Raw genomic sequence first — 14,009 nt, 5'->3', positions numbered from 1 at the left:
GCATGGCAACTCAATTCACCGTAGGATTTAATGATTTTCAACTTAGAAAAGGTGTCAAGGAGCCATTTATCTGGAACCTGGGGCAGCTCGCAAATGGCCATGTAGGTATTACCGGTACATCAGGCTCTGGCAAAACTTACCAGATTCGTCGGTTCGCTGAGGCGTTTGCTTCTGATCCGCAAACGCGAATTTCTATCTTTGATTACCATGGTGATATCGAAATTCCTGGCGCCAGCGAAGTCCTTTTCAGTGAGTCGACCCGTTATGGCTATAACCCGTTCGTGGTAAACCCTGATCCTCATTACGGCGGTCTGCGTAAATCGGCGAATCATATCATCGATATCATGAGCACGAATCGCAAGCTCGGTGAGCAGCAGGCAGCTGTGTTACGCCAGCTGGTAATGGATTGCTATGCGCTTAAGCGCATGTATCAGGAAAAGCCGGCCAGCTGGGTAAAACGTAATGCGCCAGAATCGGAATGTCAGGATCTTTATAATAAACGTGAATGGAGTGCATTGGCGCAGTGCTACCCGACGCTCACCGATTTGGAGCGACTTATTACCAAGAAGCTAAAAAGCGGCTTATTCGGGCTTGATGAGAACAATCAATCTAATCTGGCACTAAGAGGTTTTGAGGGCTTTATGCGGGCCGCAAGGGCGCTGGATAAGGCAAAGGAAAGGAATATCAGGGAAGACACAGAGAAAACTCAGCAGGCGCTGGAAAAAGCGAAAGATAATGCCCTTAAGGAATATGAAAATGCACTTAATCAGACGCGCACGGGGTCCGAGTTTGATGAAATCCTCAAATATGATTCAGTAGACACCCTGCGCTCTCTGTCAACTCGACTTGAGAACGTTAAAGCCTTAGGGCTGTTCAATGCAAACGAACCACCATTCATCGGCCGCATTCAACGATACAATATCAAACCATTAGCAAGCTCAGAGGATGAGCTGAAGATGTTTGTTTATAGTCGTATGATGGCCATCTTCCATGAAGAAATGCAGCGTGGTGAGAGTCATGGTAAGGTTCGCCACGTTATCATCCTCGATGAAGCGAAAAAATTCTGCGATGAAGAAAGCTCTAACCCAATAAACATCATCGCTAACGAGGCGCGTAAATTTGGCATTTCACTGGTGCTTGCCAGCCAAAGTCCGAGTCATTTCAGCGAGGATTTTATCAATTCAGCCGGCACACTTCTGGTTCAGAACATGGCCCCGGGAGACTGGCAGCGCGCAGCAAACAAACTGCAGATAGAGAAATCCAAGCTCGAATATCTCAAGCCAAGAGAAACTGCATTGCTGAAGCTCCAGCGGGTAGGTGAGCGGATCAATTGGTTCCAGGTGAATCTTAAAGAAGCGGCATGATCGTCCAACGAAACCCCGGTAACTCCGGGGTTGAGTGTTGTCAAACAAACATTATTCCCACACAATTTTCGTATTTTGATTGAATCGGCAGCTAGCGCCGACAAGTCTGGCTTCCACCTGATCTATTCTTACACTTGCCACTGTTAGTGTCGGGGAGGCATTGGGCTTTATAGAATGAATAATGACAGAATCGCGGAAGCGGCCAAGATGGTTCAGCATTTCAGGGAGAAACAGTGGATTATCAATAAGCGCTTTTTCAAAGCTACCATGCATTTTTATGCTGCTTATAAGTTCCGGGCTGCTTTCGGATATTTCGTGAGAAAGGGGCACCTGTCTTGCTTTGGTTAGTTGTTTAAGATTTATCATCATTCCCGGAGGAGGGCTTTCGGTCTCTGTAAATTCACTGCATGAAAGCGTGAAATCTACGATTGTGTATCGTTTTCCAAGGGAGTCAGCAATTTCTTTTACCGGTTTGAACCCCTTAGTTTGAGCAAAACTACCGAAATATCCGCTTAGAAGCCCAGGGATGCCGGTCGCCAATGTGGTATCTCTGAGATTAATCACTGCAGGTTCGACTTCAGTGTCATAGAAGAATGCTGTGGTAAGCTTGATAAGCCTTTGTCCATCTTGTTTCATTTGACGTCTCCGCGGTCAATATTTTATATGCTTGTGTTACGGATAATACATATTGAATGGAATTAATCAATAAATTACCTTCACACACAAACAAGATCATACGTTCGGCTGCGGGGTTGCGTTTAAAACAAAAGAGATAGATAGGTCTCAGACGTTTAGGTAAGGGGAACAGGTCAGATGTGATATTAGGAATATTACTTAAGGGAAATTAAAAAACGTTACACCGTTCAAAAAATTTTTTAAAAAACACTAATGCGGGAATTCAACTTCAAAGTAAACTATCCCCGCTTATCGTTAGATTTCGCGGGGGGGAGAGGTATAGTTTACGAATGGCTATTTTGTATCCCCTTTCACTTTTTTCTTGCTGGCCTTCTCCTTCATAGCTTCTTCTCCAGCTTCAATAACTGTCTCTGACTTCTGCGAAATTTTTCTCATAAGAAACAGGAGATCTTTGCCTTTTGCACCCGTACGCTTCAGAGCCTGAGCATACGCTTCAATATCACGCTGGGCAGAGTTTTTATCCATGATTCGATACGTACCAGGAATGGACATACCGAAGAGTCGAGCAAACTCTTTCTTGTCACGCGTGTTATTAGCAAAGCCCAGTTCATTGAACAGGCCTACGTAGTCGAAGCTTGGCGCGACAGGAATAGTTTCTGGGAACTGCGTATAAATATGGAAAAGGTTGAGGATTCTTGCGTTGGTGATAATTTCATCATTGCGTACCAACGACTCCCACTTGGCTCGTTGGATGCCGAAACACTCGGCCGCAGTACCAACGACGAAGCCGTGGTCATATCGCCAGCGCTCAAGATCCTTCCCAGTGACAATCTCTTTTGCCATTTAATCCTCTTATCAGCTAATTTTTAACTGGTATTTACGTTTGGTACGTATAAAATGTAAGCGTTGCAACAACAGATCCGGTTATTCAACCATACATTCAACAATATAACTATCAGCTTACCATGAAAATTCAAAAGATAATCATCATAGCAGGCCTACTGATTTCGTCTTGTTCTTATGGTGCTTCCTGCCGGAGTGGAACAGCAGCCGCAGAGGGTGCTCAGAGTGCTTACGAATCAGCAATCGCGAAGATTAATTCAGAAACAGACGCACTCAAAAACTCATCTGAGGTGATAGGAACGTGCATTAGCGCCGTCACCGGTGTGGTTACGATGCCTACATTCCCTGATCTCGGATCAATCTGGTCAGACATAATGAACCAGGTTTGTAAGACTGCTTCAGATAAAATCTCCGACTCATACAATGACGTTATTGGAGGTATTAACAATAATATTAGCGACCTAATGAATGGTGTTAATAACACAGTTGATTCGAAAGTAAACGACGCTAAGGATAATGTAAAAAACATATGGAATTAATATATCAAAAGCCGGGCAGTACCGGCTTTTATTGTTAAATAATGTTAAGTACATCATCATTTCATGGTGCGTTACAGCTTTCTCCAGCGGCCATTGCTACAGGATATGGGCTTACCCTGTTTGTCTCTGCTTAATACCCCTCTTTCTGTGCATTTTTCGCCTATTCTGACTGCTTCTTGATCCTGCGGGATGATTGAATCTCCACCATTGAAAATGCCATTATTGCCTTTCGAAGGTGCTGCTGTAGGCGAAGAGATTACTGGTGATACTGGACGATATGGAGCTGCTGATACCGTGCCAGTGCGGATAACTTTCGCAGTAGACGATGCCTCAAGATTGGGCGTGTTGTAGTTGAGTGTCATCGTTCGAGAAGTGTTATCAACAATGATGGAAGCACGGTACCCGATCTGTGTCTGTATGTTATCCATAACTTCTTTGTACTGGGCCCGCGAAACTTTTAGTGATACAGGTAAGGGAAGCTTTGAACCAGAAGAACGGAACGTAAATGAGCGCTGCTTGGCCATTTGTTCCAACAGTTCATACCCATCACCATTCCAGTTCATATCAATGCGCACGTTGTCATGATAGATACCACCGGTGATACCAACGGCTTTTTCATTTATCGCACCATACTGATACAGTTCAGCTTGCGTTTTCTGGATTGACGAGACTGCAAGTTCAATATTTTTATTAATAACATCATCTGTTGTACTTGCTGGTTCTGACTTTTTTCCTATAAGCGCACACCCTGAAAGTAATGATGCACAAGCAGAGATGGTCAACATGGTTTTTAAAGTGCTCATAACTAATCCTGTTATTTAATGTGAAGTTGGTTTTTCGATTAAATGAAGTAATCGCCGGTATTCAGATTCATCTTTTTGAATACCAATGCCATGCAGGTATATCTCAGCAAGCAGCTTGATTGCTGATTTGTTTCCTTCATTTGCCCGCTTTTTAATTGCTTTTAAAGCAAGATCGAAATTGCCATGCTCAAGCTCAAGAGTGCTCAACTCAAAATGAATCATCATGCCCTCTCCATTGCTCACGGAACCACCAGGGACGTGAATAGATTATGTTTCCTCGAATCTTGCTCATAATACTGTAATATATTCCGGAAACAGAATATCCGCGCCAATATAAATAAGCATAAAACATATTAAGGCAAGTTATCACCAAGAATAAAGTGGAACTCCAGTAATAAATTAGGGTAAGATATGCGAATAAACCAGAAAATGGAATCCCAAATAAAGTAGGGTTGACATTATTACGCCATTTATTAATCATGATTGACACCTCCAGAACGTTTTACAAATTCGTGATAAGATGCCTTAGATATGAAGACGTCTTTATCAATAATACCTTCTTTATAGATGACCCATAATTTATCGATGATAGTGGCATTGTTTTTGTGTAAATGATTTTCAACCCAACGCGGCCATTTACTGTAGTGAATATCTTCCAGTTCACTTCTTATTTCTTGGGTAAAAACAAGACCTTCGCGGAGCATTACGCGCTTTCCATCTGTCGATTTGAAAAGGTTCTGAACAATGACAACGCGTAAAACCGACAAAAGATCTAGAGCAATCGAAGCCTGCTGGTCGACAGGGAATGCCTGGATGATTCGACTAAATATCTCTCCAGTTTTATTTATATGGGAGGTGAAGTTTAATAGATGCCCGGATTTTGCTGCATCGATTCCAGCAAGATAGGTTTCTTTATCGCGAGCTTCCCCGATTCCTATAACTTTAGGTGCGCGGCGCAGCGCATTGCGAATACCTGCAGCATACGAAGCTATGTCCCGGGGAATTTCACTCTGACAAGGCTGGAGGCCCACCCACTTATGCCCACCCAGGATAAACTCGACCGGCTGCTCGAAGAGAATCACCTTGCGGTCAGGCATTTTCATCCCAATTTCCATATACAGAGCCGTCAAAGTGGTGGTTTTCCCACTGCCTGTTGGGCCGGCGATGACATTTAGGCCGTCAGCAGAAAAGAGCTCCCGTACGAACTCATCTTCTATTGGGTATTTTTCAAGAGTCGGTAACTCTGAAGGAATAACTCGCGCGGATATCTGAATCGATAACCCACGACCCACGTGACCCTGAACAAAGTTAGTTCTGAGTCGAATAGATTCTCCCCTCTCAAGCCCATATTGTTCGCCAGTTATGGACAGTGGCCTGTCCTGCTCTTCTCCGCTGACAACTATGGTGACGATATCCGCACCCCATAACAAAGTTATTAACTCTGAAAGATGAGAATGTGTGATAACCATATTTGAGGCCTTGACCAGACGCCCATGGAGCTCGACCCAAATGTAATCACCTCCCTGAATGGTCACGTCTGAAACGTTATGTCTCCAGCAATGAACAAAGAATTTCTTCATTATTTCTGGATAAATCTCACCATTCGGAAAATCATAAGGAAAGCTGGAATGCAAAATATCCATTATCTGCCTCCGTACTGATACTGACCTGACGTATCAGAGGTAGGAGATTTAGTTATAACTGGTTTCCATTTGTCAGGATTAACTTCGAACTGTGCCTTTTTCATGATCTCTCGGTGTTTTTCACCGATTGTGAGGCTATCTTTGTTACTTTCAGGTGACACTGTATATACCTTCGATGCTATTTCGGTACGGGAAATCATGCCCATTCGAAGTAAAGCGTTAAAACGCATCATTCCGTTGTAGTCGCGTCCAAGGCGACTGAAATTCTCATCAAGAATACTCTGCGCCTGGGAAACACCATCGTTCCAGCCTTTCTTTAGAGATGTCTCCCAGGCATTTTTCTCGGCGCTTGTTTTCGGGCGAGCATCATCAGAGGGATAGATAACCTCAGACTGTTGTAATAGCCCAGTGAAAAGATAATCACGCCAGGTAGGAGGAACTGAAACAAACTCTTCGGGCTTTACGATGTTAAAAGCTTTATTGGCCGTTCTGAACTGATCCTTTGAAACTGAAGCGAGATCATTTGCTTCCACGATCACCGGAGGCAATGAGCTGTCTTTGGTCATTAACGAGCTGAAATTATAAAGACGGTCCAGAACGGATTCTTGTTTCTTAAGACCCTTCGCGATGTTTTGAGCTTCCCATACTAAGCCAGTTCTGAAACCGATGGTTTCTCCCATATCACGTAAAACTGTGATCCGAACGGTGTCCCCTTCAGAATTATTAAAACCGTTCAGGATCTCATTAAATGAAGGAGCCGGATTCTCGTCATATGGAGCGTCTGCGGCTGCTGCACCTGCCCAGGCTAACGCCAGTGAACAGACTAAGAGTTTGATTCTAAACATGGTGCACATCTCCGGATTACATATAGTGCGTATTATACGTAATTTTTCAATGTCAACAAATAGAAGGGGGAAAAAAATGCTGCTTTTCGTGAAGTCGCAGGCGGGAATGATTTTGAATGCAACTCTTATGGTTAAGTAAGTGGAATCCAAAAATCTGCCTCTCACCATTACATCCAATACGTATCAGTTGAAATTATTGAGTGCGTTGTGCAATAATCAAAACGCATGTTTCTATATAGGTTTTGTTCACTTCGGTGCGTCGAGGCACACATTTTTACCGATGCGCTGGATTTTGAGGTCTGCATGTAAGTGTAAGGCATGGCGGTAGCGTGGAAGACGGGAAGGTTTGAACCAATGCTTCAATGGGAAATGACCAGATATGACTAACAGAAAACTTATAACAGCCCTGATGGCAGCTAGTGGTTTATTAGCCAGTAATAACGGCCAATCTGCACCGGTAACAAATGTCGAATATGATACTGGTTGGATTAGATTCACTGAAGATGTACCGGAACCAAAACCTGTCATCTCTTCTCCAAAACCTGTGGTGCGACATAACTCAGCAAACCAATCTACAACTATGCCAGTCCTGCCAGTGCAGGCTAATAAGACCGATCTGACGCTACCAGTGCCGGATAAGACCGGATTTGTTTATGTGAGCGGAAAGGATGTGCCCTTGCTTCAAGGGATGCACCAGGTTGTGCCGAAAGAATGGCGTATTCGACTTTCTCCTGATGTAGCGCGCAGTTTCAAGAAAACTGTTTCTTGGCCGGCAGGTGAGCAATGGCCAAAGGTACTGAATGACATGCTCTCTGCCGAAGGTCTTCATGCAGAATTTGCAGATCAAGCCCGCGAAATTAACGTTGTATACCGGGTGAATGAGAAATCAGTATCTTTGTCCCCTACTTTATTAGCGCTGAACAAAACTAATCAAACATCAGTACCTCAACCAGCTCAACCGAAAATCTGGAAGATTGAAAAGGGTTTGACCTTAAAGGACGGCTTCATTGCCTGGGCCAAGTCTGATAACTGCCCAGGGAAAGACCATAAATGGAGTGTGCAGTGGAAAACCGACACTAACTATCCCATCGATTATCCACTTAGTTTCTCAGGGAATTTCGAAGAAGCAACAACGAAATTATTCACTTTATATCAGAAAGCACAATCGCCACTTTACGTAAGTGCGTATCGCAATCAGTGCATTATCATCATCGATGACAGGAATTAAAGCATGACAAGAAAATTACTCTCCATTGTTATCTGTTCAATTCTGGTTAACGGTTGTGCAGTGCAAAGGATGAACGAAGTCAGAAAAGATGCTGATGACACTGGTATTAAGGCATCCACACTTATTAAGAATATGGGCGATAATGCCCCAGTAGTTCAATTCACAAGTGCTCAATATATTAATACTACACCGCTACCTAAGCCGAAATATGACGCTCCGCGTGAAGTGGTCAATTGCCAGGTTACTTACAAGACAGTTAAGCCGCAGGATATTTTCCAGTTCGCCCAGGATATGAGCGAACAATGTCGTCTCCGGGTACGTGTTACTCCGGATGCTGCGGCATATTTGGGTGGCGGGGGTGAAAGCGGCTCGAAGACACAGAGGATGTCATCAGTACCCTCACCTGTTATGAATAGCGGTGAGATGAAACCTCTAGCAATGTTCGGTGCTGAGGCTAGCGGCAACACGGGCTCTTCGCCTGCGACTGTCAGTCGTTTAATAACGGATGTAAGTTATTCAGGAAATTTCGGCGGGATCATGGACCTTGTGACCGCACGGATGGGGGTGTCATGGAAATACAGTGGTGATGAGCCCGTCATTTATTACCTCGAAACCAAGCGGTTTGATATTCAGCCGGCCGATGCAAAATATGATCTAACAGGGACAGTAACAAGCGGTCTGTCCAGCGCAACAGGCACGGATAGCGGTAACAGTGGTGGAACATCAAGCTCAGGAGTTTCAGGCTCAGGTGGGTCTACGATGTCATCAACAGTTGCAATGGGCAACAACCTGTATAAAGACCTCCAGAATACAGTTCAGAGCATGTTAACACCGGGTGTTGGTCGTCTAAGCCTTAATGCGACTACTGGCACGCTAATGATCACAGACGTTCCTGATGTTGTTAGCCGTGTTGGGGAATACCTGGACGATGAGAACAGCACTTTAAGCCGTCAGGTTGTCCTTAAGGTTGTAACTTACACAGTAAATACAGATGTCAGTGATATGGTCGGTATCGACTGGAATTTAGTATGGAAGTCACTGAATGGTAACTATGGAATGAAGCTGGACAACACCAACAGTGGCGTTTCCAGTGATGCTATTTCCGGTGGGTTCAATGTTCTCGATACAGCCACAGGCACAGCGGCGCAATTTGCCGGGTCGTCTTTCCTGCTCGATGCATTATCAAAGCAGGCGCAGGTGTCAGATGTTAAGACCAGCACGATCATGACAACAAACATGGCGGCTGCCCCAGTGCTTGTAGGCCAGCAAACAACGTATTTGAAGAAAGTAACGACTACACCATATACAACAGGTAACACAACCACGCTTCAGCAGTCACTGGAGCCGGGAAGTGTAACTACAGGTACAAATATAACTATTCTTCCAAAAATTCTTAAAGATTCAGATCGTCTGATGCTCAACATGTTTATGGATATTTCTAGCCTTAAGCAATTAAGGGTTATCAGTAACGATACAGAAAAAATGGAAGCGCCTGATGTTGATACGCGTTCATTACAGCAGCGTGTTTGGATGAAACCAGGGCAGACACTCATCATGTCAGGATTTGAGCAAAACGTTAATAACTCAAACCGCCAGGGTGTTGGTTCACCAAGTAATATCTTGTTTGGTGGGGCGTTGTCAGGGGCGAAAACAAAACAGAGTTTTGTTATTACGGTGACTCCATATGTACGCTAAAAAAAAAGCAATTAAGAATAAATTAGAAGGTCAGGATAACAAAAGCGATAAATCAATACGTGTACTAGTTATAAACAACAATCGCTTTGTTGTTGGGCTTGAGTGGGAAACGATTAAGGCACATCGTAAGTTAATGCAGGAAGTTCGCGATATTGGTAAGGAGCGAAATCTTGATGTAGTGGCAATTCGTAAGGCCGATGCAATTCAGGCTGGATTTGCACCAAAGTCAAAACTGAAGCTTCGTGGTTCTTACTCGCTTATCGTATCGTTAGCTTCACTGCTTGAAGGCGTCTGTATTGCTGTAATTCCACTCGGCCAAAATGATAAAGGTGAAGAGGAATATACTCTTGTGGGTCGTACTGAAAAAGGTGCGATTCATTCCATGTCAGATATGATTTATCCCGCATCGCATATCAAGCAGATTGTTCTTGACTTAAAGCAAGAGTTAAGAGGAAGCAAACAAAACACGGAGATACCTGTTTATGGCGACACAGATAAGTTAACCTGGCTTACTGATACACTGGATCTAAATGAAATACTCAAATCCAGTAATTTAAGTAAAGAATTTCGGCTTAAGCCCCTGCATTGGGGAATGACGAAAAATCAGTTAATTGGTTTTGCAGCCGCGCTGCTGATGTCGGGCGTGGCTGTATTTTTTATTCAGGATCATCTTGATGAGCAGGACAGGCTTAAAAAGGCTGCTGCTCAGGCGATGCTCATAAAGCAGGAGGAAATTAATAAAAATGCCCGTTACCAGGCAGCACTGGATAAATTGAAACATCCTTGGATTGTAACTTCCTCTATTCCTGTTTTTTTAAAGGGATGTGAAGAAAATTTAAAAAAAATAGACCTTTCAATCAAAGGGTGGACACCTGCAACAATTCAATGCACTCAGGGTGGTTTAAATGTGAACTATAACAGGCCGGATAATTCGGCAGTAACTGCGGAGGATTTTGTTAAAGCTGTTCGGGTGTTATTCGGTGCAGATCCTGCATTTAGTATCACACAAACTTCAATGTCGGCATTTTCTGTAGAGCATAATTTCCCTCCAAACGGTGATGATCCGTTTCAGAATATGGGAGAACAATTGCTTAAGATTGTCTCCTTATTTCAGGGGGTGAACATTCCAGCAACACTGGCTGAAGTATCAATTAAAGATGTTGAAAAGAATGCCGAAGGTGAAGACTTGCCGCTTCAAGATTGGCAGGAATATACCTTTGATGTTGAAACAGATGTGCAGCCACAACTTATTTTCAAAGATGGCGATTTTATCGGGATGAGGATTAATAGCATTATCTATGAAATCGGGCAGGATCAACGTTCCATCACTTACAAAATCAAGGGGTCTGTCTATGGAAAACGTAAATTACCGAAAGTTAGCCAATAAAATAGTAGTTCTTGCTTTCACTTTAATCTCTTTTGGTGTTTTTGCTGAAAACGGTACAGTCTGGGATTTGGATAATATGCAAAAGCAACGAGTTTTATATGAGGCAAAGGCTGCTCTTAATAAGGCAAAGGCTGAGGCGGAAAGCCGGGATTATGGTGTTCAAACTCCGGCCAGTTCATCTATGAACGGTTCGGGGCAAGCAGTTGTTGCCCCTGTAACCGACACACTCCCTCAACTTGTAAAAATTAACGGTCGAAATGCGATCGTTAGCATGGCTGACGGTAATACAACTTCTGTCGCTGCGGGGCAGCTTTTACCTGGTGGCAGATGGCAGGTACTTAGTGTTGGTTTAAGTGGTGTAAAGGTGAAAAACATAGCCACACAACGGACGCAGGTGATTAATTAGGGGGGGGTTATGCAATACTCTGAACGTTCACATACTCTTGTAAATACTTCCCAGTATTTACAAGGGGTTAACATTCCAATTGAAATAACTGACAATTTGTGTCTTCTAAAAGACAATAATGAAGGTAGCTATCATCTTTTTGTCGTATCTCAGTTTGATAATGATCCGCATTATTTTGATTTTAAGAAACAGTTACGAAAAAAAGAAATTAATCCTAAGACTATCTGGGTAAGTCGAGAAGAGTTAGCTGAAGTGTCAAATGCCTTTGACTCTACAGAATCTTCAATGTCAGATAAGAATACCCCAACGCAAAATAAAGTCATTTCAATCATTAAGAATGCCGTTGAATTGCGTGCTTCTGATATTCACTTCAGAATAGACCCATCGTACTTTCAGGTTTCATTCCGTATTGACGGAATAAAACGCCCAATGACGATGTTTGGTGATTCTGCCGAACAGGGTCGGCTTCTGGTTAATACTTTGTATAATTCAATGTGTACAGAGCAAAGCACTCCGACTTTGAGCACTACAGAATCCAGTGATGCGCGTCTTAAAGAAGAGTATGTATCTGAGTTCGGGCTAAGTACAGGGCGATTCGCCAGCCGCCCTGGGAACTCTGACACGTTGCTGGCAGTTGTCCGGTTGATTACAAAGCGCAAGCAGCAGCTTGAGTTAGAAGATCTTGGATTAACACAGAAACAAGCTTCAGCTATCAGGAGAACGCTTTCCAAGCCGTCAGGGGCGATCTTTTCCAGTGGACCAACGGGACATGGGAAATCGACACTTTCTCAATGCATGGCCGAAAGCGTCACTCGTGATGATTCTGGTATTAATCTGGTTACAGTTGAAGATCCTATTGAGTCCCCCATACGTGGAGCTGTGCAGACACCCCTTATACTTGCTGATCGCAGTGACCGTGATTTAATGGGGAAAGCATGGGGTAAAGCAATTTCCAATCTCATGCGTTTAGACCCTGATTTCATTTATATCGGGGAAGTCAGGGATAGCACATCAGCTACAGGCGTTATTGAGGCTGCGCAAACAGGCCATAATGTAATCACGACTATTCATACCAGTCATCCCATTGACATTATTCAGCGTTTGCGGCGGTTCGGTGTTGATCAGGATTTGCTGACGGATGCAACACTGATTACATGTCTTATTGGTCTACGGCTTGCGCCGTTGCTGTGCCCACATTGCCGACTACCTTATGGTGCGAATAATGAGGGGATTGAAAAGGAGCTTAGAGAGCTTATCGATAAGCACACCGATTCTCAAAATGCCTTTCTCATCAATAAGCAAGGCTGTGAGCATTGTGATGGCACTGGTGTAAAGGGGCGTACTGGTGTTTTTGAAGTAATAGAAACAAATTATTCATTTATGTCTCTGTATGAGAAAGAAGGTAAATTCGCAGCATGGAAATACTGGCGAAAAAACGGAGGTGAAACGTTATGTGAAAATATAACGAATCTGATTAATCAGGGGAAAGTCGATCCTGTTATTGCACATAAAAAAATATGTAATCTTGACAGGGATGAAAAATTCAATGAATAACTTCGAACGATATATATATCAACGTACTTTCAGTGCAGCAGACCGTATAGAGCTATATGATGATTTCAGGCAATATCTTCTTGACGGTCTGAGTTTGCTAGCAACGTTCGATAAGTTAATTGAAAACTATACCAGGAGAGGGAAGAATCCCGGTAATCCTATAGGACAAATATTAAATGAATGCAGGCAAAATGTTAATGCTGGCTATTCACTTGCTGATTCGTTAAGAGAATGGATTCCTGACCAGGAGTTAAGTATCATCGAATCATGTGAAGTTGCAGGTAAAGTTTCAGATGGGTTTCTAAACGCTACATTTATTGCCCAGGGTTCTGAAAAATTACTTCAGTCTATAAAATCTTCACTAATGATAATGACGTATATGTTTTCGTTATCCTTTAGTGTTGTGGTTATGTTTTCCGTCTTGCTTGTTCCTGTTTTAAAGCAAAATGTTCCGCTGGAAAAATGGAACATGGCACAATTGGGTGTATGGTATTTTTATGTCATTATCACCGAATACTGGTATGTCATTCTGTTTGTACTTGTGACGGTGAGTTATGCAATATATAAATCACTTTCACAATGGACGGGAAATGTCAGATTCATTTTTGATAAATTCCCGCCGTTTTCAATTTATAAGCGCTTAAATGGTGCAACATTTATTTTGAATGTGAATGCCATGCTTTCAGCAGGTATCCCGATGGAAACCGCTATAAATTACATGGTTAATTCATGTGAATCTCCGTGGATGCTCGAACGTCTGGAAGCGATTCTTAGAGCCATTGAAGAAGGCGAAGAGAACTTAGGTTCGGCGCTGGATGTAATCGGGTATGAGTTTCCAGGCGATGCAGCAATCATCAAGATGAAAAGTCTTTTTGAAACATCTAATTCTGAGGGGTCTTTAAAGCGATTTGCAGGTAAGTGGCTCGAAAAAACAGTTTCATCCGTTGAGAAAACGGGAGAGCTGATCCGATTGCTTTGTTACTTCGGGTGCGCGGCTTCAATCGGGTTATTAATATTAATCATGTCTGACTTAATTCAACAAGCATTTTTTCACTAAGGAAAAAAA

The 14,009-nt window shown here is 43.1% G+C and carries 13 protein-coding genes; 7 read left to right on the top strand and 6 right to left on the bottom strand.

Annotated features, from left to right (window positions below):
• The first annotated feature begins 2 nt into the window (after window positions 1–2).
• Complete coding sequence (locus ACLHV9_RS26485; protein ID WP_407221234.1) at window positions 3–1,364, top strand: helicase HerA domain-containing protein; 1,362 nt, start codon at window positions 3–5, stop codon at window positions 1,362–1,364.
• A 51-nt stretch (window positions 1,365–1,415) separates the two neighbouring features.
• Here the strand turns inward: ACLHV9_RS26485 and ACLHV9_RS26480 are convergent, their stop codons facing one another.
• From ACLHV9_RS26480 to ACLHV9_RS26455, 6 genes are all read right to left on the bottom strand, one after another.
• Window positions 1,416–2,000 carry a hypothetical protein gene (locus ACLHV9_RS26480; RefSeq protein ID WP_326979436.1) on the bottom strand — a complete coding sequence of 195 codons (585 nt, stop codon included), beginning with the start codon at window positions 1,998–2,000 and terminating at the stop codon, window positions 1,416–1,418.
• Between the two features lie 333 nt (window positions 2,001–2,333).
• On the bottom strand, window positions 2,334–2,843 hold the full coding sequence (locus ACLHV9_RS26475; protein WP_325814577.1) for a hypothetical protein: 510 nt from the start codon (window positions 2,841–2,843) through the stop codon (window positions 2,334–2,336).
• A gap of 610 nt (window positions 2,844–3,453) precedes the next feature.
• Window positions 3,454–4,185 (bottom strand): DotD/TraH family lipoprotein, encoded by a 732-nt coding sequence (locus tag ACLHV9_RS26470; RefSeq protein WP_326979437.1) that lies wholly within the window; start codon window positions 4,183–4,185, stop codon window positions 3,454–3,456.
• A 15-nt stretch (window positions 4,186–4,200) separates the two neighbouring features.
• The gene (locus ACLHV9_RS26465) at window positions 4,201–4,410 is read right to left on the bottom strand and encodes a hypothetical protein (protein WP_326979438.1); all 210 of its coding nucleotides are present in this window, start codon (window positions 4,408–4,410) and stop codon (window positions 4,201–4,203) included.
• 248 nt (window positions 4,411–4,658) lie between these two features.
• Window positions 4,659–5,828, bottom strand: a complete 1,170-nt coding sequence (gene traJ, locus ACLHV9_RS26460; RefSeq protein WP_326979439.1) for a plasmid transfer ATPase TraJ — start codon at window positions 5,826–5,828, stop codon at window positions 4,659–4,661.
• On the bottom strand, window positions 5,828–6,673 hold the full coding sequence (locus ACLHV9_RS26455; protein WP_326979440.1) for a type IV secretory system conjugative DNA transfer family protein: 846 nt from the start codon (window positions 6,671–6,673) through the stop codon (window positions 5,828–5,830). Before ACLHV9_RS26455 ends, traJ begins: the two co-directional genes overlap by 1 nt.
• 379 nt (window positions 6,674–7,052) lie before the next feature.
• On the opposite strand from ACLHV9_RS26455, the gene ACLHV9_RS26450 reads away from it, so the two are divergent.
• The 6 genes from ACLHV9_RS26450 to ACLHV9_RS26425 are packed head-to-tail and all read left to right on the top strand — an operon-like array spanning window position 7,053 to window position 14,000.
• Window positions 7,053–7,901 (top strand): toxin co-regulated pilus biosynthesis Q family protein, encoded by an 849-nt coding sequence (locus ACLHV9_RS26450; RefSeq protein ID WP_326979441.1) that lies wholly within the window; start codon window positions 7,053–7,055, stop codon window positions 7,899–7,901.
• 3 nt (window positions 7,902–7,904) lie between these two features.
• On the top strand, window positions 7,905–9,596 hold the full coding sequence (locus tag ACLHV9_RS26445; protein ID WP_326979442.1) for a PilN family type IVB pilus formation outer membrane protein: 1,692 nt from the start codon (window positions 7,905–7,907) through the stop codon (window positions 9,594–9,596).
• Window positions 9,586–10,983 carry a type 4b pilus protein PilO2 gene (pilO2, locus tag ACLHV9_RS26440; protein ID WP_407221249.1) on the top strand — a complete coding sequence of 466 codons (1,398 nt, stop codon included), beginning with the start codon at window positions 9,586–9,588 and terminating at the stop codon, window positions 10,981–10,983. The genes ACLHV9_RS26445 and pilO2 overlap by 11 nt, the downstream gene beginning before the upstream one ends.
• A complete protein-coding gene (gene pilP, locus ACLHV9_RS26435; RefSeq protein WP_326979444.1) occupies window positions 10,949–11,389 on the top strand; it encodes a type IV pilus biogenesis protein PilP in 441 nt (146 codons plus the stop codon). Before pilO2 ends, pilP begins: the two co-directional genes overlap by 35 nt.
• A 9-nt stretch (window positions 11,390–11,398) precedes the next feature.
• Window positions 11,399–12,943, top strand: a complete 1,545-nt coding sequence (locus ACLHV9_RS26430; protein ID WP_326979445.1) for a GspE/PulE family protein — start codon at window positions 11,399–11,401, stop codon at window positions 12,941–12,943.
• On the top strand, window positions 12,936–14,000 hold the full coding sequence (locus ACLHV9_RS26425; RefSeq protein WP_326979446.1) for a type II secretion system F family protein: 1,065 nt from the start codon (window positions 12,936–12,938) through the stop codon (window positions 13,998–14,000). The genes ACLHV9_RS26430 and ACLHV9_RS26425 overlap by 8 nt, the downstream gene beginning before the upstream one ends.
• Window positions 14,001–14,009 lie beyond the last annotated feature (9 nt).

Origin of the sequence: Enterobacter sp. CPE_E890 (assembly GCF_046521475.1) — a bacterium.
Classification (GTDB): Bacteria; Pseudomonadota; Gammaproteobacteria; order Enterobacterales; family Enterobacteriaceae; genus Enterobacter; species Enterobacter adelaidei.
Note: the sequence above shows the minus strand (reverse complement) of the source record. Positions and strands in the feature narration are given on the sequence as shown.